The organism is Pseudomonas sp. 3MAES_34.3B (assembly GCF_058145875.1).
In genome coordinates, this window is sequence record NZ_CM176960.1 from 869930 (window position 1) to 889645 (window position 19716).

The following is a 19716-nucleotide window of genomic DNA, read 5'->3' on the forward strand; positions in this document are numbered from 1 at the left end:
GCTGCCGCGCTCGCTGCTGGGGCGCATGCTGCTGCTTACCCTCCTGGCGGTTCTGTTCGCCCAGGCGTTGTCCAGCGTGATCTGGCTGTCGCAACTGCGCGAAACCCAGCTTGAAGGGCTGGTCACCAGCGCCCGTAGCCTTGCGCATTCGATGTCGGCCAGCGTGAGCTATTTCCGTTCGCTGCCGTTGGCCTATCGCCCCTTGGTGCTGGACCAGCTGCGTAGCATGGGCGGCACGCGGTTTTTCGTCTCCCTCAATGACAAGCCGCTGAGCATGCGCGTGCTTGAACCTTCGCCACGTCGGCAGGCGGTGATCGAAGCCGTGGAGGCGGTACTGCATCAGCAGCTTGGCGAGCAGGTGAGCCTGACCGTGCAATTTGTCACGCCTCAAGACCTGCGTATCTTCAACAGCGGCCTGGCGCTGGACGATCTTCCCCGTTCCTGGGCGCACTACGCCCTGACCCTGGAGCCCGTGAACCCGCCCGTGATGGTCACGCAGATCCGCCTGGGTGACGGCGAGTGGCTTTACATCGCGTCACTCTTGCCCGAGCCCTATACCAGCCTCGACGAGGAAGGCCTGCCGGCCCAGCAGCTCCTGTTCATCGCCCTGACCAGCGCGTTTTTGCTGGTGTTCATCGGGTTGCTTGTGCACTGGCAAAGCCGGCCCCTCAAGCGGCTTGCCCGTGCCGCGCGGGAGCTGTCCCTGGGTGCGGAGCCTGATCAGCCCCTGGCGGAGGGAGGCGGCAGCGAAGTGGTGGAGGTGAGCCGGGCCTTCAATGCCATGCGCGAACGCATCAGCCGGTACCTGACCGAACGCAGCCAGCTGTTCAGCGCGATATCCCATGACCTGCGCACACCGATCACGCGGCTTCGCCTGCGCGTGGAACTGCTCGAAGACGAAGCCCTGCATGCCCGCTTCAATCGCGACCTCGACGAGCTGGACCTGCTGGTAAAAGGCGCCTTGCAGTGCGTGAAGGACACCGACATCCATGAAAACATCGAACGCGTGGACCTGAACCAGGTACTCGACTGCCTCGTGGAGCCGTATCTGGGCCCCGCGGGCAACGGCCGGGTGACCGTCAATGGCCGCGCGCGCCGGGTGTACCGGGGCAAGCCCTTGGCGCTCAAGCGTTGTATGGGCAACCTGATCGACAACGCGCTCAAGTACGGCGACCGTGCCCATCTGTTCGTGGAGGACTCGGCCAAAGCGTTTGTGCTGCATGTGGATGACGAAGGGCCGGGGGTGCCGGCGCAGCGCCTGGAAACCGTGTTCGAACCCCATGTGCGCCTGTCCAGCAACCAGCAGGGCTACGGCCTCGGGCTTGGGATTGCGCGCAATATCGCCCACAGCCATGGCGGCGAAGTGACCCTGCAGAACCTTCGCGAGGGTGGGTTGCGGGTGACGTTGTACCTTCCACGCCAGTAACCGTTCAGGCGGGTTGAACGTCACGAAGTGGTGACATTTCAGATCCGCTTCGTTACGCGGGTGCGCTTGGGTCTTGGTTACACTCGGGCCCGCGAACAATAAAAAGCACAGGGTTCCCATGGAAAGGCACCAACCCCAATTTAATACCTGGCTGGCCGCGCCTGCGCACCAGCAATGGCTTGGCGCCGAAGCCTGCAGGCTGGCGCGGTTTGCCCGGGCAGCGCGGCTGGAGGAGGGCTTCGGCCCCCTTGACGAGCGTGGCCAGCTGGCGAGCGATCAAGCACAAACCCTCATCACCACTCGAATGACCCATGGTTTCGCGTTGGCGCACCTCAGCGGCTTGCCCGGTTACGGTGAGCTGATCGACCACGGCATAGTCGCGCTCGAAGGCTGCCTGCAGGACCACGCCCATGGCGGCTGGTACGCCCTTGCCGATGGCGCGCAAGATACCGGCAAGGCCGCCTACCTCCATGCTTTCGTGGCCCTTGCCGCCAGCTCTGCGGTGGTGGCGCGCAGGCCCGGCGCCGAAGCGCTCCTGGCCAAGGTCATGGACGTTATCGAGCAGCGGTTCTGGTGTGAAGCGCAAGGCGCCATGCGTGAATCCTTCGATCAAACCTGGGTCGCTGAAGAAGCTTATCGCGGCGCCAACAGCAACATGCATAGCGTGGAGGCATTCCTGGCTCTGGCGGATGTGACTGGCGATGCTGTGTGGCTGCAGCGTGCCTTGCGCATCAGCGAACGGGTTATCCACAGGCATGCCGCGGGCAATGGCCATCGCGTGGTCGAGCATTTCGATCTCGACTGGGAGCCTGCGCTGCACTACAACCAGTCCCGCCCGGCAGACCCGTTCCGCCCGTATGGCAGCACCCCCGGCCATGCCTTCGAGTGGGCCCGGTTGCTGCTGCATCTTGAAGCCGCGCTGGAGCGCCAGAGCCTGCCGGCGCCGGCATGGTTAGTCGCGGACGCTCGAAGCCTGTTCGCTACCGCCTGCCGTACCGCCTGGCACATAGATGGAGCGCCAGGGCTGGTGTATACGCTGGATTGGGACGACCAGCCGCTGGTACGTCAGCGCATGCATTGGGTTCACGCCGAAGCCAGCTCGGCAGCCGCGGCCCTGCTCAGGCGTACCGCCGAACCCAACTACGAACAGTGGTACCGCGTGTTCTGGGACTTCACCGAGCGCTTTCTTATCGACCTGGAAAACGGAAGCTGGCACCACGAGCTCGACGCCAGCAACCGGCCCAGCGCCGAGGTATGGGGCGGCAAGCCGGACCTGTATCACGCGCTTCAGGCGGTGCTGCTGCCAGCCCTGCCGTTGTCCTTGAGCCTGGCCAGCGCGGTTGCCCGTGGCGGGATGAATGTCACGGGTTGGTGACAAACGCACGTCCTTTCGTTACCCGTTGCGCTAATTACCCTGCTTAAACTTCCCGCAGCGCAAGCGCCAGACTTGCAATGCATAACAACAAAAAGGTACTTCGATGAACGCGATCAATCGCCTCGCCGCTGTTGTTTCTCTCGCCACGCTATTCCCCTTCGCTGTGCATGCCGCCGATGGCAAAGGCACCGTCGAGGTCGTGCATTGGTGGACCTCGGGCGGCGAAAAGGCTGCTGTTGATGTACTCAAGGCTCAAGTAGAAAAAGACGGCTTCACCTGGAAGGACGGCGCTGTTGCCGGTGGCGGCGGTTCCACTGCCATGACCGTGCTCAAAAGCCGCGCCATGGCCGGCAATCCGCCCGGTGTTGCGCAGATCAAAGGCCCCGACATCCAGGAATGGGGCAGCACCGGCTTGCTGAACCCGGACGCGCTCACCGACGTTGCCAAACAGGAAAACTGGGACGGGCTGCTGTCGAAGAAAGTCGCCGATACCGTGAAGTTCGAAGGCAAGTACGTTGCCGTGCCGGTGAACATCCACCGGGTGAACTGGCTGTGGATCAACCCGGAAGTCTTCAAGAAGGCCGGCATCGCCAAGGCGCCTACCACCCTCGAAGAATTCTACGCCGCCGGCGACAAGCTCAAGGCTGCTGGCTTCATCGCCCTGGCCCACGGTGGCCAGCCTTGGCAGGACAGCACTGTCTTCGAGGACGTTGTGCTCTCGGTGATGGGCGCCGATGGCTTCAAGAAAGCCTTCGTGGACCTGGACGAAAAAACCCTGACCGGCCCGGAAATGGTGAAATCCTTCACCGAGCTCAAGAAAGTCGCCACCTACATGGACGCCAACCGCGCGGGCCGTGACTGGAACCTCGCCGCTGGCGACGTGATCGACGGCAAGGCCGGCATGCAGGCCATGGGCGACTGGGCCAAAAGCGAGTGGACCGCCAAGCACAAGGTAGCCGGCAAGGATTACCAGTGCGTGCCGTTCCCGGGCACCGACAAGGCCTTCACCTACAACATCGACTCCCTCGCGGTGTTCCTGCTCAAGGACAAGAACAACATCGCGGCGCAGCAGGACCTGGCCAAGGTCGCGTTGGGCACCGATTTCCAGAAAGTCTTCAGCATCAACAAAGGTTCGATCCCCGTTCGTACCGACATGCAGAACGACATGGAAAAACTCGGCTTCGACAGCTGCGCTCAACAGGCGGCCAAGGACTTCCTGGCCGACGACAAGAGCGGTGGCCTGCAGCCGAGCATGGCGCACAACATGGCAACCTCGCTGGCCGTTCAGGGCGCGATCTTTGACGTAGTCACCAACTACATCAACAACCCGGGTGCAGACCCGGCCGCGGCTGCCAAGCAACTGGCAAGCGCTATCAAAAGCGCCAAGTAACCTGCCGAGCCAACCTGCACCGTGGTCACGAGCATGACTGCGGTGCAGGCCCCGAACCCGAATGCTTCTAGCGGATCACAAGTCATGAGCTCAGTAGCGGTCTTGAGCAAAGCGTCACCCCTGGATGCCCTCCAGCGCTGGCTACCCAAGCTGGTGTTGGCACCGAGCATGTTGATCGTGCTGGTGGGCTTCTATGGTTACATCATCTGGACGTTCGTGCTGTCGTTCACCAGTTCCACCTTCATGCCCAATTACAAGTTCGTTGGCCTGCAGCAGTACGTGCGCCTGCTGGACAACGATCGCTGGTGGGTCGCCAGCAAGAACCTGGCGATCTTCGGCGGTATGTTCATCGCCATCAGCCTGGTGATCGGTGTATTCCTCGCCGTGCTGCTGGACCAGCGCATCCGCCGCGAAGGCTTCCTGCGCACCGTTTACCTGTACCCCATGGCGCTGTCGATGATCGTCACCGGCACCGCCTGGAAGTGGCTGCTCAACCCAGGCCTTGGCCTGGACAAGATGCTGCGCGACTGGGGCTGGGAAGGCTTCAGGCTGGACTGGCTGGTGGATCAGGACCGGGTGATCTATTGCGTGGTGATCGCCGCCGTGTGGCAGTCCTCGGGCTTTGTGATGGCGTTGTTCCTCGCCGGCCTGCGAGGGGTGGACAGCTCCATCGTGCGGGCGGCCCAGGTAGACGGCGCCAGCTTGCCCACCATTTATATGAAGATTGTGTTGCCAAGCCTGCGCCCGGTGTTCTTCAGCGCGTTCATGATCCTGGCGCACATTGCGATCAAAAGCTTCGACCTGGTGATGGCAATGACGGCTGGCGGCCCCGGCTATGCGTCCGACCTGCCCGCCGTGTTCATGTATTCCTTCACCTTCAGCCGCGGGCAGATGGGCGTTGGCTCGGCCAGTGCCATGCTGATGCTCGGGGCGATCCTGGCCATCCTGGTGCCTTACCTCTATTCGGAATTGCGAGGCAAGCGCCATGACTGATACTCGCCTCAAGCAGGGGCTGACCCTGGATCGCGTTGCCATCTATGCGGTGCTGCTGGTCGCGGCGGCGATCTACCTGGTGCCTTTGGTGGTGATGCTGCTTACCAGCTTCAAGTCGCCGGAGGACGTCTTCGCGGGCAACCTGCTGAGCCTTCCGCAGGTGTTTACCCTGGAAGGCTGGCAGAAAGCCTGGAACACCGTGGGGGGTTATTTCTGGAATTCGGTGAAAATCACTGTTCCGGCCGTGCTCATTTCTACCTTCGTGGGCGCGCTCAACGGTTATGTGCTGTCGATGTGGCGTTTTCGGGGCTCCCAGCTGTTCTTCGGGTTGTTGCTGTTTGGCTGCTTCCTGCCGTTCCAGACCGTACTGCTTCCGGCTTCGTTCACCCTGGGCAAAATGGGCCTGGCCAATACCACAACGGGCCTTGTGCTGGTACACGTGGTGTACGGCCTGGCGTTTACCACGCTGTTCTTCCGCAACTTTTACGTGAGCGTGCCGGATGCGCTGGTGAGCGCCGCACGGCTGGACGGAGCGGGGTTCTTCACGATTTTCGGTCGCATTCTGCTGCCGATGTCGATTCCTACCATCATGGTGTGCCTGATCTGGCAATTCACCCAGATCTGGAACGACTTCCTCTTCGGCGTGGTGTTTGCCAGTGGCGATGCCCAGCCCATTACCGTGGCGCTGAACAACCTGGTCAATACCAGCACCGGGGTGAAGGAATATAACGTGGATATGGCTGCGGCGATGATCGCCGGGCTACCGACACTGCTAGTGTATGTGCTGGCAGGCAAGTATTTCCTGCGCGGGCTCACGGCCGGCGCGGTCAAGGGGTAAGGCACATGGCAACGCTTGAACTGCGTAACGTAATCAAAAGCTACGGCAGCGGCTTGCCGGACACCCTCAAGGACATCCAGCTGGCGATCGACTCTGGTGAGTTCCTGATCCTGGTAGGCCCGTCGGGGTGTGGTAAATCGACCCTGATGAACTGCATCGCCGGCCTTGAGAACATCACCGGTGGCGCGATCATGGTTGACGGCGTGGACATCAGCGGCATGAGCCCGAAAGACCGGGACATCGCCATGGTGTTCCAGTCGTACGCGCTGTACCCCACCATGACGGTGCGCGAGAACATTGCGTTCGGGCTCAAGATCCGCAAGATGCCCACAGCCGAAATCGATCAGGAAGTGGCCCGCGTGGCCAAGCTGCTGCAGATCGAACACCTGCTTACACGCAAGCCTGGCCAGCTCTCGGGCGGGCAACAGCAGCGGGTGGCCATGGGGCGTGCGCTGGCGCGGCGGCCGAAGATCTACCTGTTCGACGAGCCGTTGTCGAACCTGGACGCCAAGCTGCGTGTGGAAATGCGCACCGAGATCAAGCTGATGCACCAGCGGTTGCGTACCACCACCGTGTATGTGACCCATGATCAGATCGAGGCCATGACCCTGGGTGACAAGGTTGCCGTGATGAAGGACGGCATCATTCAGCAATTTGGTACGCCGAAGGATATTTATAACGATCCGGCTAACCTGTTTGTGGCAAGCTTTATCGGTTCGCCACCCATGAACTTCATTCCGCTGCGCCTGCAGCGGCGGGATGTAGGCCTGGTCGCTGTGCTGGACAGCGGCCAGGCACGCTGCGAGTTGCCCCTTGGCCTGCATACCGCAGGCCTTGAGGATCGAGAGGTAATTCTGGGTGTGCGCCCGGAACAACTGATCGTGGCAAGGGAGGCGGGCAGCGCCTTCCCCGGCCTGCGGACGGAAGTCCAGGTCATCGAGCCTACCGGGCCTGATACCCTGGTGTTCGTGACTCTGAACGACACGAAGGTGTGCTGCCGGGTGGCCCCCGACGACGCACCGGCGGTGGGGGCGTCACTGGATGTACGCTTCGATCCGAGCAAGGTCCTGCTGTTCGACGCCGCCACCGGCGAACGTCTGGGATTGGCGGCTGCGCCAGTGGAGCAGCCGCGCAGCGACAACGTGGCCCGGTTCACGGGCCGCTGAGTGAGCGGGTGCCAACACCCGCCGCACAACGATGAGTTCCAATAACAATAAAACGAGGGTAGCCAGGGAATGAACAAGCAAATCATCACCAAAACGAGCACCTTGCGGCTGGCGCGCCAGCTTTCGGTGTTGGGCGCGATGGGGTTGGCAACCACTGCCTACGCGGCCAAGCCCTACGATGCGTCGCAATATGGCACTGGCGACTGGGGCGGGCTGCGTCATGAGCTGTACGACAAGGGTTATGACTTCACCCTGGAGTACGTAGGTGAGGCAGCCACCAACCTGAACGGGGGCTATAACGACGACCGTACGGCTCGTTACTCGGACCAGTTCGCGCTGGGCGTACAGCTGGACCTGGAAAAGCTCTTCGGCTGGCACGGCGCGGAGTTCAAGCTGGCAGTCACCGAGCGTAGCGGCCGCAACATCAGCAACGACCGCATCGGCGACCCGCGCGCCGGCACGCTCAGTTCCTCGCAGGAAGTATGGGGCCGGGGCCAAACCTGGCGCCTGACCCAGATGTGGGTCAAGCAGACCTTCCTGGACGACAAGCTGGACGTGAAATTCGGCCGTTTCGGCGAGGGCGAGGACTTCAACAGCTTCCCTTGCGACTTCCAGAACCTGGCGTTCTGCGGCTCGCAGGTGGGTAACTGGATCGGGGACATCTGGTACAACTGGCCTGTGTCGCAGTGGGCATTGCGCGTGAAGTACAACATCACGCCTGAGTTCTACGCACAGATCGGTGCCTACGAGCAGAACCCGTCCTATCTCGAAACCGGCAATGCCTGGAAGCTGAGCGGCAGCGGCACCAAGGGTGCGATCATTCCAGTGGAAGTGGTGTGGTCGCCGACCGTCAACGGCTTGCCGGGCGAGTACCGCCTGGGCTACTACTACAGCACGGCCAAGGCGAACGACGTATCGGAAGGCGAAGACGGCCAGTTGCAAGCCAGCAGTGGCGGTGCCTACCGTAGCCATGGCAGCAAACATGGTGCATGGGTTGTGGTCCAGCAGCAGCTGACCAGCCACAACGGCGACGCCAGCCGCGGCCTGAGCATCTTTGCCAACGCCACCGTGCACGACAAGGCCACTACCGTGGTGGACAACTACCAGCAAGTAGGCTTCGTTTACAAAGGGTTGCTGGACAGCCGTCCGAAGGATGACATCGGCGTGGGCATTGCACGTATCCACGTGAACGACGATGTGTCTGACAACGCTCGCCTGGCCAACGCCTTGAGCGGTATCGACGACTACGACAACCCAAGCTACGTGCCGGTACGCAGCAGCGAATACGATGCCGAGATCTACTACGGCTTCCACGTCACCAACTGGCTGACCGTGCGTCCCAACCTGCAGTACATCAAGCGCCCAGGTGGCGTGGATGATGTGGACAACGCACTGGTGGCTGGCCTGAAGGTGCAGTCCAAGTTCTAATCGCGTTGTCGTTGTTCCCGGGCTCACGCCGGATGGCCGGCCCCCCAGTCCTACATGGTTAGGACCGGGCGGAGCCCGGGAATGATCTGCTCGGTTACCCCTCTTCGAGGGGATACCGGCTGGCGTTCAAGCTCTCCTTGATCTTGCGCAAGTGCGGCTGGAAGTCCGAGCCGCGGCGCAGGGTCATGCCCGTGGCCAGGACGTCCAGTACGGTGAGCTGGATGATGCGTGAGGTCATGGGCATGTAGATATCCGTGTCCTCGGGCAGCGGGATGTTCAGGCTCAAGCTGCTCGCCTGCGCCAATGGCGAACCGGCTGCAGTGAGCCCCAGCACCGACGCGCCGTTTTCCCGAGCGATGCGTGCCACTTCCACCAGCTCGCGCGTGCGACCGGTATAGGAAATGATCACGAACAGTTCGCCCGTATGCGCCACCGAGGCGAGCATGCGCTGCATCAGCACGTCCGCATGAGCGGAAACGGCCAGATTGAAGCGGAAGAATTTGTGCTGCGCATCCAGAGCCACCGGCGCCGAAGCGCCCAGGCCGAAGAAGTGGATCTGCCGGGCCTGGATCATCAGGTCCACGGCGCGGCTTACCAATTGCGGGTCCAGCTGCTGGCAGGCGCTGTCCAGCGAGGCAATGGCGCTGGAGAATATCTTCTGCGTATAGGCGGCGGGGTCGTCGTCCGGCGCCACCGCACGGCTTACGTAAGCCGCGCCGCTGGCCAGGCTCTGAGCCAGTTGGAGTTTGAGTTCTGGATAGCCGCTTACGCCGAACGAGCGGCAGAAGCGGTTCACCGTGGGCTCACTGACCTTGGCGGCCTGCGCCAGTGCGGCGATACTGAACCGGGTAGCCTGCTGGGGGTTACCGAGAATTACCTCGGCAACTTTACGCTCTGCCTTGTTCAGCTCTTCGAGGCGCCCCTGGATCTGTTCCAGTAGGTTGCGCACGCGATCCATGTAATCTCCTGTGATAGCCGGCCCGCACCGCGGGTCGTTTCCCGGCACGGCAGCCGTGATGGGTGGTCTATCGTACTGATGGGCCACGGCGATCACCAGTACCGGCGCGGCAAGCGTGGCGCTTGTTGTTTTATTACTACATTTCGACTTGATCGACGGGGTCAAAACCCGTAATACTCGTCCAACTTGATAAAAGAACCCATATCATGCTGTCGATTTCCGAACCTTGCACCTTTGCTCTCTTCGGCGCCCTCGGTGACCTGGCCTTGCGAAAACTGTTTCCGGCGTTGTACCAGCTGGAGCGTGCAGGCTTGTTGCACCCCGACACCCGCTTGTTCGCATTGGCCCGTGAGCCCGGCGAAGTCAGCGAGCATCTGGCAGCGATCGAAGAGCACCTGCACGAATTCGTCCCGGCGGCAGAGCTTGATACGGACCATCTGGCGCGGTTCAAGGCACGCCTGGAATACCTGCATGTGGATTTCCTCCTGGCCGAGGACTACGCCGTACTGGCCGAGCGCATCGGGCCTGCGGCCCAGGTGATCGCCTACTTCGCTACGCCGGCCGCGGTGTACGGCGCCATTTGCGAGAACCTCGCGAAGGTGGGCTTGGCCGAGCGCACTCGTGTTGTGCTGGAAAAGCCCATTGGCCATGACCTGGAATCCTCGCAACGGGTGAACGATGCGGTCGCGCATTACTTCCCGGAAAACCGCGTGTACCGGATCGACCATTACCTGGGCAAGGAAACCGTACAGAACCTGATCGCCCTGCGGTTCGCCAACAGCCTGTTCGAAACCCAGTGGAACCAGAACTACATTTCCCATGTGGAGATCACCGTTGCCGAGAAGGTGGGTATCGAAGGGCGGTGGGGTTACTTCGACAAGGCGGGTCAATTGCGTGACATGGTGCAGAACCACCTGCTGCAGCTGCTGTGCCTGATTGCCATGGACCCGCCTGCGGACCTTTCCGCCGACGCCATCCGTGACGAAAAGGTGAAAGTGCTCAAGGCACTGGCGCCCATTACCGGTGAAGGCCTGAGCACCCACGTGGTTCGCGGCCAATACATCGCGGGCTACAGCGAGGGCCGCGGCGTGCCGGGGTACCTTGAAGAAGAGAACTCCAATACCCAGAGCGACACCGAAACCTTCGTGGCCCTGCGGGCCGATATCCGCAACTGGCGTTGGGCCGGGGTGCCGTTCTACCTGCGTACGGGCAAGCGCATGCCGCAAAAGTTGTCGCAGATCGTGATCCACTTCAAGGAACCGCCACACTATATTTTCGCGCCAGAGCAGCGCCTGCAGATCAGCAACAAACTGATCATCCGGCTGCAGCCTGACGAAAGCATTTCCTTGCGCGTAATGACCAAGGAGCAGGGCCTGGACAAAGGCATGCACCTGCGCAGCGGACCACTGCAGCTCAATTTCTCCGACACCTACCGTAGCTCGCGTATCCCGGATGCCTACGAACGTCTGTTGCTCGAAGTGATGCAAGGCAACCAGAACCTCTTCGTACGCAAGGACGAGATCGAATACGCCTGGCGCTGGTGCGACCAGTTGATCGCCGGGTGGAAGAAATCCGGCGATGCGCCCAAGCCGTACGCGGCGGGCTCCTGGGGCCCGATGAGTTCCATTGCGCTGATCACGCGCGATGGCAGGTCCTGGTATGGCGATATCTGAACACGGCCGCCTGAACGCGACGGCCCAGCAACCACCACAACACGCCGGGCCTCACCGGTGCCCCAGAGCCAAGGATCAGCCGTTATGACGCCTGAACAACAATCCCGCATGGCGGACAAGGTCAAATTCATCGACGAGATGGCGCAGCGTGCGCGCATTCTCCCGGTGATAGTCATCAATTCCGAAAGCGAAATCCTGCCATTGGCCGATGCGCTGGCGGCGGGTGGGCTTACCTGCCTCGAAGTGACGCTACGGTCCCAGTACGGGTTGAAGGCAATCAAGATGCTTCGCCAGCACCGGCCGGAGTTGACCGTGGGAGCAGGGACCGTGCTGGACCGGCAGATGTTTGCTGCTGTGGAAGAGGCGGGAGCTCAGTTCGTGGTAACGCCCGGCGCCACCCAGGACATGCTCGAAGCGGGTGTGGAGAGTGCGATCCCGCTGTTGCCTGGCATTGCCACAGCCTCGGAAATCATGATGGGTTATGCCCTGGGCTATCGCCGCTTCAAGTTGTTCCCCGCGGAGATCTGCGGCGGCGTCGCGGCAATCAAAGCCTTCGGCGGCCCATTTGGCGACGTTCGCTTCTGCCCCACCGGTGGCGTGAACACTGGCAATGTGAAGGCGTACATGAGCTTGCCGAACGTGATGTGCGTGGGCGGTACATGGATGCTCGACAAGGCGTGGATCAGCGGCGGGGAGTGGGACAAGGTCGAACAATGCAGCCGCGAGGCCGTTGCGTTGTTCTGATACAGCATTGTTGCTCGTTTCATGGCTTTTAGGTGCGCTTGGTCGGCGCACCTTTTTTTATTCTGCGGATCGGTGCTTCAGCCTCAGTGGCGCAAGCAGGTCGTTCAGCCCGTTATGATCAATCTCGTGCATCAGTGCCAGCAAGGCGCCGAGTTCCCCATGGGGAAAGCCCTGCCGAGCGAACCAACCCAGATAATTGCCTGGCAGGTCAGCCAGCAAGCGGCCTTTGTATTTACCGTAGGGCATCTTGGTGGTTACCAACGCCTCAAGTTTTTGAAAGTCCATTGTTTGGCGCCGTGTTGTTTTGCGGAATGGGCTGCTTCTGCATGCATTTTGCAATGAAGCATGAGCACGATATTGCATTCCGAATGGTAGCGTAAAACCATGCTCGTTTATAACGCATTGATTTTACTGAGTAACCGGAATTATCCAAGGCTGGCACGAAGTCTGCTCTTCTCTCTTCCAAAGCATACTGCCAAGAGGAAGATTAAAATGACCAAGTCTGGAGAAGATGTTGTATCGGTACTCAACCGCCTGATCGAAACTTGCAAAGACGGTGAGGAAGGCTTCAAGGCCTGCGCTGATGACATTAAAAACCCTGAACTCAAGGCACTTTTCCTCAAGCATTCGCAAGAGTGCAAAAACGCCGCCGGTGAGTTGCAAGCCGAAGTGACTGCCCTCGGGGGCAGCCCGGAAGACTCCACTAGCCTGAGCGGTGACTTGCACCGTCGCTGGGTCGATCTCAAATCCCTTATCACCGGCAAAAGTGAAGAAGCCGTATTGAACGAAGCCGAACGTGGTGAGGACGTCGCCATCAAGGCTTACAGTGAAGCCTTGAAACAGCCGCTGCCAGCCAATGTGTACGCCATTGTGGAGCGCCAGTTCCACGGTGTTCAGCGTAACCATGACCAGATCAAGGCCCTGCGCAATATCGCTCGCGCCAGCTGAATCTTGCTCGTACCAGCTTAAGCTGGAATCCCTCTTACGCCGGCGTTGCCGGCGTTTTTTTTGCCTGGCTACCGGGCTCGGCGTGGCACACCTGGTTCCGGCCCTCGCGCTTGGCCCGATAGAGCGCCGCATCGGCTTCACAGAGAACATTCTCCAGGGTCGCGGGCAGCCCAGCCTGATCAAATGAAGCCGCTACCCCGATGCTGACGGTGAGGCGCGCATCATCCAATTCGCTAAGTACCAGTGCTTCAATCTGATGCCGCAGCGATTCGGCCACGGCAAGGGCGCCATTTAAGCCGGTTTCGACCAGCACCACCATGAACTCTTCGCCGCCATAACGTGCCGCGAGGTCGCCGGGGCGCTGTACGCTCTGGTTGATGACATCAGCTACGCGGCGCAATGCCTGATCGCCGCCGTGGTGGCCATGGCGCTCGTTAAAGGCCCGGAAATGGTCCACATCGATCATCAGCACGGCCAACCCACGTCGATTGCGCTGCGTGCGCGCCCACTCATGCTGCAACGTATCGTCCAGGCGCCTGCGATTAGCCAGGCCAGTGAGCCCATCGGTGGCAGCCAGCGCGGCGAGCGTGCTTTCCGAACGCCTGCCGCGACGCAGCTCGCGCATAAACAGCACTGTAAGCCAGGCGATGCCCAGGCACAGCCCCAGCGTTGCGAGGCAGATGACCAGGGCGGTGCGTTGCCATGGGCCGAAGACGTCGTCGTACGCCATGGCTACGATTACCATCAACGGCAGGTCGGCTACGCGGCTATAGGTGTATACCCGTTTGATCCCGTCCAGCCCTGACGTGGACATGAAATAGCCTGAAGCGCCGCCGTCAAGCATGCGTCGCATGTTCGGCCAGCTAGCGAAGTTGTCGCCGATTACCGAGCGCCCAGGAGGCTTTGGCTCACGTGCAAGCATATCGCCATCGAGGTTGGCCAGGCTCACGCTGCTGCCCTTGCCGATATTCAAGCTTTTGAACAGGCCAGCGAAATAGTCCAGCCGCAACACGCTTGACGCCATGCCGCGGAACTCCCCGCCAGGGCCCGATATCCGCCGGGTGAAGGCCACACACCAATTGAGCTCGCCCAGCTGATCTTCAAACGGGCGGCTGATGTGAAGCGCCAACGAAGGCGAAGAAGCATGCTGGCGGAAATTGTCACGCTGGCTGAAATCGAACGGCCGCGGTTCGGGTGAGAGCGAATCGGCAACCACCGCGCCGTGTTGGTCGACCCACAGAATGTCGCCCCGAAGCGGTATAGAGATGGCGCGCCCGAACAACAGCTGGCGCTTGAGAGAAGGCGGAACCTGCGAAAGCTCCGGGTTTTGCGAAGCATCGATCAGGCCCTGGAGCGACAGGTCGTAAAGCTCGACTGTGCGCTGGATATCGCTGTCGATCAGTTGTGCAACGTTATTGGCGCTGCGTAGCGCAACCTCCCTGGCGCTGTCGTATTCCTCGTTGAGCAGAAACGCCACGATGCCAACAATGGTCAGGATTGCCGCCACGCTCCCGATTACAAGCGTGCGCTCTGCATTCACAGCGAGGCGGGTGACAGAGAGTGGCATGACAGCGATAACTCGAAGGCGGGGCGGGCGGGGCCATTCTAGGTAGCCCAGCCAGGGCTCACAAGGTGCAGATCGCTGGCAAAGTGCCAGCCTGGACGACCGGTAAACATGAAGCTTAAACCGTTCAGCATTAAACCCTTATGTTTCCGCAAGTTAGGATGAAGTCTTGCCAAAACGTCGGAAGCGAGTGGAGCCAACGTGTGTTTGAAAAAAGTGCCGGGATCATGATCGCGGCGCGGGCTGAGGGCACGCGACCAATCTGAACTGACTTTTCCTACAGAACGCTCGGAAGCGCCTGATAGATCCATTCAGGCCCGCCGGAGACACTAGCTTGCAAAACCAATAAAGAATCTGCCATGTCCATCGTCTCCAGCGTTGTACCAGGCGCATTGCTGATCAGCTTTGCCGGTGCGGTTCAGTTGCTCGTTTTCCCCTTGGCACAGGGGGCTGGCAACTGCCTGCTGGCTATTGCCGGCCTGATCATCGAGCTGTGACCCGGCTCAACGTGGTTTTTGCAGCCATAGCTTTGGAACTCACGGCTTCGAAATCACGGCGCGAGCGGCCCGGATCAGGCACTCGGTAAGCTCTGGCGATGAAAACTTGGTCAGCACCGCATCCGCGCCCGCTTCATCCGCCCGCCGGCTGTTCATGGCGCTGTTCAGGGACGTATGCAGGAGGATGTACAACTGATTGAAGTCAACGCTTTCACGAAGGGTGCGGGTGAGTGCATAGCCGTCCATCACTGGCATCTCGATGTCCGATACCACAATGTTGATTTCCTGCGCGGTCCCTTGCAGGTCAAGCAGGCACATCATCGCGTCCTTCGCACTACGCGCAGTCTGGCATTCAATCCCGAGGCTGCGCAGGGCAAGCACCGATTGCTGCAAGGCGACCTGGCTGTCATCCACAACCAGTATTCGCGCCTGGGCCAGTAACTCGGCTTGCTCGAACGTCAGGTCTTTTGACACGGGTTCGGGCCGGGGCGGGGCAATACCATGGATCACCTTCTCGATATCCAGCACCTGCACCAGCGCGCCATCCACCTGGGTGACCCCGGTAATGAAGGAGCGCCCGCCAGACGCATGCGGTGGTGGAAGGATGTCTGTAGAGCGGCAGTGAATGATGCGGATCACCGCCTGCACATGCAGGCCCTGGCGGGAGCGGCTGACATCGGTGACGATCAGGCAGCCGCCCGAAGGATCTTCCAGCGGCCGCTCGCCAATTGCCCGGCTGAGGTCGATCACCGAGAGCGACGCACCGCGCAGGGTGGCGATGCCACGCACATGGGGGTGGGAGTCGGGAAGGCGAGTGAGCGCCGGGCAGGGAATGATCTCACTGACCTTCAGCAGGTTGATGGCCATCAGTTTGCCGCTGCGCAGGGTGAACAACAGGAGCGAGAGCGACTCGGCGTTTGCTTTGGACATATCTACCTTCTGAAGCGGGTGCGGAACGGGCCGCGGGAAATACTCAGGGTTTATCGGCCGCCTGCCGGATCGCTTGAGGGCCGGGCAATCCCGAGCCGTCGTGCCAGGCGGCTGAGGTTTGCGCGATCGAGCCCCAGCTCCCGGGCGGCGTTGGACCAATGGTACCCATGACGGCGCAAGGCAGCCTCGATCATCCCGCGCTGAAAGCGGTCGACGGCCTCGCGCAAGTCGCCGTGCTCGCTTGCCGCTACCGACGCTTCAGCGGCAACAAACGCTTGCCTGGATGCGTCGGGCCAATCTCTGCCAGGGGCGAGGTCCAGGTCCAGGTCCTGCGCCGCGAGGGTGAGGATGCGAGGGCGCGAGGGTAGCCTGCCCAACGCACGTAACGCTGAGCGGCTGATCATGTGTTCCAGCTCCCTGACGTTGCCCGGCCATGGATAGGCGAGCAACGCTGCCTGGGCTTCTTTACTGAGGCGCAGGCTGTTGAGGCCCAGACGTGAGCGGTTTTGCTCCAGAAAGTAACCGGCCAGCAAGAGAATATCCCGGCCTCGCCTGCGCAACGGCGGAACCGGAAGCGGGTAAACGCTGAGGCGATGATAGAAATCGGCGCGGCAACGTCCTGCGGCTACTTCTGCCGCCAGATCCCGGTTGGTGGCCGCGATCAACCGCACCGCCACCCGATGCTCACGGTCTGAGCCCAATCGCTGCAGCTGGCCGGTCTGGAGCACGCGCAGTAGCTTGGCCTGCACCGCCAAAGGTAGTTCGCCAACTTCATCGAGGAATAAGGTACCGCCGTCGGCCAGCTCGAACTTGCCTCGCCGGTCGCTCACGGCGCCGGTAAACGCGCCTTTTACGTGCCCGAACAACTCGCTTTCTACCAGGGCGTCCGGCAGCGCGGCGCAATTGAGGCTGATCAGAGGTTTGGCCGCCCGACCGGACGCCTTGTGCAGCGCCTGAGCCACCAGTTCCTTGCCTACCCCGGTTTCCCCGGTAACCAGAACGGTAAGCTCGCTTGGCCCTACCAGTTGGATCTGCGCCATCAGCTGGCGAATCGCCGGGCTCTGCCCAATGATCTCGTCGCTGGAAAAACCTGCGCGGGATGCTCCATTCAGCTCGTTACGTTGACCCGAGGCGAGGCGGGCGATCTGCTGTTCTACCGTCACTATCGCCGCGGCCAGGCTGGCAAAGGCTTCCAACGTACCGGGTTCGATGCCGTCGAACCGGCGGGGGTCCAGGGCGTCCAGCGTCAACAGCCCCCAGGGTTGCTGATCCACATAAAGCGGGCACCCCAGGCAGTCATGCACCTCCAGGTGGCTGCCATGCCCGGCAACCAGGCCATCGTAAGGATCGGGCAACGGGCTGTCGGCCGGGAAACGTGTGGGTGAGGTTCGGCTTAACAGCGCCTGGAAGCGGGGGTGTTCGCTGACTCTGAAGCGGCGCCCGAGGGTGTCGTCGCTCAAGCCGTCTACGGCCACCGGGACCAGCCAGTCGGCGTCCAGGCGCAGCAAGGCGGCAGCATCACACGGAAGCAAGCCACGCATGGCGTGCAGCAGCCGCTGGTAACGTTCGGTCGCCGGCAGTGTCTGGGAGAGGTCGGAAACCAGCCCCAGCAAGGCCTCAAGCAGTGGTTTGGAGGTCATATCGACTCGCTTGGGGTCGAAGTGACTCCGTATGGCTGCGAGTCATTTCGACGCTGCACGCCTAAGTGCCTGATTTTTATCGGCCCTTCAGCTGGCATGGATTCTGTAAGCCCTTGAGCAGACACCTCACGGACCTTTCGGAGAATATCATGCTCAGTGCTCAACACCGTGCCATCATCCAGGCCACCGTCCCGTTGCTGGAGAGTGGCGGAGAAGCGCTTACCACGCATTTCTACAAGCTGCTGTTGGCAGAACATCCCGAAGTACGCCCGCTGTTCAACCAGGCTAACCAGGCCAGCGGCGATCAACCCCGCGCATTGGCCAATGGCGTGCTTATGTATGCCCGGCACATTGATCGGCTGGAGGCGCTTGGCGGGCTGGTAAGCCAGATCATCAACAAGCATGTGGCCCTGCAGATCCTCCCTGAGCACTATCCCATCGTAGGTGGCTGCTTGCTGCGCGCCATTTCCGAAGTGCTGGGTGCCGAGGTCGCGACCCCTGCGGTGCTCGAAGCCTGGGGCGCAGCCTATGGGCAATTGGCAGACATCCTGATAGGCGCCGAAGAGGGGCTTTATCATGAGAAGGAAACCGCGACGGGTGGCTGGCGTGGAGCCCGACCCTTCGTGCTGGCGCGCAAGGTTCAGGAAAGTACTGAAATTGCTTCGTTCTATCTGGTGCCCGCCGATGGCAAGCCTGTGTTGCCGGCGGCTCCGGGCCAATATATCGGCGTGCGCTTGTTGATTGATGGTGCGGAGCACCGCCGCAATTATTCCGTGTCTGCCTTGGGCAATGCCGGCGGCTACCGGATCAGCGTGAAACGCGTTGCAGGAGGCGTGGTTTCCCCGTTTCTCCATGAGCGCTTCGCGGTAGGCGATACATTGGAACTGTTCCCGCCATCGGGAGAGTTCGTATTGCAACCAGGCGAACGCCCGGTGGTGCTGATCAGCGGTGGGGTGGGCATTACGCCTACTCTGGCGATGCTTGAGGCTGCATTGCCTACGGGGCGCCCTATCGTGTTTATCCACAGTGCCCGTAACGCGCAAGTACATGCGTTTCGTGATTGGCTCGACGAACAGGCACGGCAACACCCTCAGCTGTCGCGCTTTTACTGCTATGCCGAAGGGGAAGAGGGGAGGGCGGGTGTTGACGCGGTAGGCCTGCTCAGTAGCGAGCATCTGGAGCGCTGGCTACCGGGTAACCGCGACGTGGATGCCTATGTGCTTGGCCCGAAGCCGTTCATGGTAGCGGTGAAACGCAGCCTGGAAGCGTTGGGGGTTCCACCTGAGCAAACTCGGCACGAGTTCTTCGGGCCGGCGTCTGCCTTGGTGTGACGATACCGGTGCAGGAGGCCTTTCCCACAAGGGTCCGCTATCACGCCGGTAATATCTTTTCGCATTTAACCGACGTTTAATACGTGCTTCCTTTACTGCTCCCCGATCAACGGTGCTACCTTAGCGCCCCTTCGCGGTGAAGCGTGCTGTGACCGGCACAATAGGACGTCCCATGGAACCCACACATTTCTCGCTGGCACGTGAGCGGCGCTTTCTTTTCCTGCTAGGCATTATCTGCATGGCCCTGCTTGGAGGCGCCCTTTATATGCAGGTGGTGCTAGGCGAAGCGCCATGCCCGCTGTGCATCCTCCAACGGTATGCATTCCTGTTCATCGGCGTGTTCGCGTTCATCGGCGCAGCGCTGCCGGGTCGGCGCGCGGTCACGGTATTCGAGGCGCTTGCGGTGGTGAGCGCGTTGGGGGGCATTGCCGCCGCTGGCAAGCATGTATGGGTATTGGCGCATCCACTGTCCAGTTGCGGGGTGGACGTACTGCAGCCGATTGTCGACGGCCTTCCCCTTGCCAGGTGGCTACCCTCGGTGTTCGAGGTCCAAGGGTTTTGCACCACGCCGTACCCACCCGTGCTCGGGCTGTCGCTGGCCCAATGGGCGTTGGTTGCCTTTGTGCTCATTACGGTGCTCGTACCCTTGGGCGTATGGAGCAACCGCCGGCGGTCATGAATCATGCCGATCGTAACGATCCCGTTATCGTGGCTGATCGTCCGCTCTGTTCGTGAAATCGTCTGAAACCCGCGTCATTCAAGCCTTTGGCCCGCTTCGACTGCGCTGCGACAACATGTCGCAAGGGCTTGAAATA

The 19716-nt window shown here is 61.2% G+C and carries 18 protein-coding genes; 13 read left to right on the forward strand and 5 right to left on the reverse strand.

Annotation, left to right across the window (positions count from 1 at the left end; translation table 11 throughout):
• Nucleotides 1-25 precede the first annotated feature (25 nt).
• The 7 genes from AC3Z8Y_RS03875 (at nt 26) to AC3Z8Y_RS03905 (ending at nt 8616) form a co-directional block, all read left to right on the forward strand.
• Entirely contained in the window at nt 26-1426 is a 1401-nt protein-coding gene (locus AC3Z8Y_RS03875; RefSeq protein ID WP_490089924.1) for an ATP-binding protein, read from the forward strand.
• Between the two features lie 118 nt (nt 1427-1544).
• The gene (locus AC3Z8Y_RS03880) at nt 1545-2801 is read left to right on the forward strand and encodes a D-mannose isomerase (RefSeq protein ID WP_490088535.1); all 1257 of its coding nucleotides are present in this window, start codon (nt 1545-1547) and stop codon (nt 2799-2801) included.
• A 103-nt stretch (nt 2802-2904) separates the two neighbouring features.
• Nucleotides 2905-4191 carry an ABC transporter substrate-binding protein gene (locus tag AC3Z8Y_RS03885; RefSeq protein WP_181117124.1) on the forward strand — a complete coding sequence of 429 codons (1287 nt, stop codon included), beginning with the start codon at nt 2905-2907 and terminating at the stop codon, nt 4189-4191.
• A gap of 84 nt (nt 4192-4275) precedes the next feature.
• Nucleotides 4276-5184 (forward strand): carbohydrate ABC transporter permease, encoded by a 909-nt coding sequence (locus AC3Z8Y_RS03890; RefSeq protein ID WP_181117125.1) that lies wholly within the window; start codon nt 4276-4278, stop codon nt 5182-5184.
• A 94-nt stretch (nt 5185-5278) separates the two neighbouring features.
• Nucleotides 5279-6022: a carbohydrate ABC transporter permease gene (locus tag AC3Z8Y_RS03895; protein ID WP_490089925.1), complete on the forward strand. Its 744-nt coding sequence runs from the start codon at nt 5279-5281 to the stop codon at nt 6020-6022.
• A gap of 5 nt (nt 6023-6027) precedes the next feature.
• Nucleotides 6028-7188 carry an ABC transporter ATP-binding protein gene (locus AC3Z8Y_RS03900; RefSeq protein ID WP_490088536.1) on the forward strand — a complete coding sequence of 387 codons (1161 nt, stop codon included), beginning with the start codon at nt 6028-6030 and terminating at the stop codon, nt 7186-7188.
• Between the two features lie 138 nt (nt 7189-7326).
• Nucleotides 7327-8616, forward strand: coding sequence for a carbohydrate porin (locus AC3Z8Y_RS03905; RefSeq protein WP_490089926.1), 1290 nt, complete (start codon nt 7327-7329; stop codon nt 8614-8616).
• 94 nt (nt 8617-8710) lie between these two features.
• Here the strand turns inward: AC3Z8Y_RS03905 and hexR are convergent, their stop codons facing one another.
• On the reverse strand, nt 8711-9565 hold the full coding sequence (gene hexR, locus AC3Z8Y_RS03910) for a DNA-binding transcriptional regulator HexR (RefSeq protein ID WP_181117196.1): 855 nt from the start codon (nt 9563-9565) through the stop codon (nt 8711-8713).
• Nucleotides 9566-9780: 215 nt separating this feature from the next.
• On the opposite strand from hexR, the gene zwf reads away from it, so the two are divergent.
• Both zwf and AC3Z8Y_RS03920 read left to right on the forward strand, forming a co-directional pair.
• Nucleotides 9781-11247 (forward strand): glucose-6-phosphate dehydrogenase, encoded by a 1467-nt coding sequence (zwf, locus tag AC3Z8Y_RS03915; RefSeq protein WP_490088537.1) that lies wholly within the window; start codon nt 9781-9783, stop codon nt 11245-11247.
• 84 nt (nt 11248-11331) lie between these two features.
• Entirely contained in the window at nt 11332-11991 is a 660-nt protein-coding gene (locus tag AC3Z8Y_RS03920) for a bifunctional 4-hydroxy-2-oxoglutarate aldolase/2-dehydro-3-deoxy-phosphogluconate aldolase (RefSeq protein WP_490088538.1), read from the forward strand.
• A 57-nt stretch (nt 11992-12048) separates the two neighbouring features.
• Here the strand turns inward: AC3Z8Y_RS03920 and AC3Z8Y_RS03925 are convergent, their stop codons facing one another.
• Entirely contained in the window at nt 12049-12276 is a 228-nt protein-coding gene (locus AC3Z8Y_RS03925; RefSeq protein WP_490088539.1) for a DUF3820 family protein, read from the reverse strand.
• Nucleotides 12277-12483: 207 nt separating this feature from the next.
• On the opposite strand from AC3Z8Y_RS03925, the gene AC3Z8Y_RS03930 reads away from it, so the two are divergent.
• Nucleotides 12484-12939 carry a ferritin-like domain-containing protein gene (locus AC3Z8Y_RS03930; RefSeq protein WP_490088540.1) on the forward strand — a complete coding sequence of 152 codons (456 nt, stop codon included), beginning with the start codon at nt 12484-12486 and terminating at the stop codon, nt 12937-12939.
• 34 nt (nt 12940-12973) lie between these two features.
• On the opposite strand, the gene AC3Z8Y_RS03935 is transcribed toward AC3Z8Y_RS03930, so the two are convergent.
• Nucleotides 12974-14506: a sensor domain-containing diguanylate cyclase gene (locus tag AC3Z8Y_RS03935; RefSeq protein WP_490088541.1), complete on the reverse strand. Its 1533-nt coding sequence runs from the start codon at nt 14504-14506 to the stop codon at nt 12974-12976.
• Nucleotides 14507-14862: 356 nt separating this feature from the next.
• Between AC3Z8Y_RS03935 and AC3Z8Y_RS03940 the strand changes: the two genes are divergently transcribed.
• Nucleotides 14863-15000 (forward strand): hypothetical protein, encoded by a 138-nt coding sequence (locus tag AC3Z8Y_RS03940; protein WP_490088542.1) that lies wholly within the window; start codon nt 14863-14865, stop codon nt 14998-15000.
• Nucleotides 15001-15039: 39 nt separating this feature from the next.
• Here AC3Z8Y_RS03940 and AC3Z8Y_RS03945 read toward each other — a convergent pair whose 3' ends face one another.
• Nucleotides 15040-15930, reverse strand: a complete 891-nt coding sequence (locus tag AC3Z8Y_RS03945) for a chemotaxis protein CheV (protein ID WP_490088543.1) — start codon at nt 15928-15930, stop codon at nt 15040-15042.
• A 50-nt stretch (nt 15931-15980) separates the two neighbouring features.
• Nucleotides 15981-17570 (reverse strand): nitric oxide reductase transcriptional regulator NorR, encoded by a 1590-nt coding sequence (gene norR / locus AC3Z8Y_RS03950; protein WP_490088544.1) that lies wholly within the window; start codon nt 17568-17570, stop codon nt 15981-15983.
• 149 nt (nt 17571-17719) lie between these two features.
• On the opposite strand from norR, the gene hmpA reads away from it, so the two are divergent.
• Nucleotides 17720-18901 (forward strand): NO-inducible flavohemoprotein, encoded by a 1182-nt coding sequence (hmpA, locus tag AC3Z8Y_RS03955; RefSeq protein WP_490088545.1) that lies wholly within the window; start codon nt 17720-17722, stop codon nt 18899-18901.
• 172 nt (nt 18902-19073) lie between these two features.
• Nucleotides 19074-19580, forward strand: coding sequence for a disulfide bond formation protein B (locus AC3Z8Y_RS03960; protein WP_490088546.1), 507 nt, complete (start codon nt 19074-19076; stop codon nt 19578-19580).
• The last annotated feature ends 136 nt before the right edge of the window (nt 19581-19716 follow it).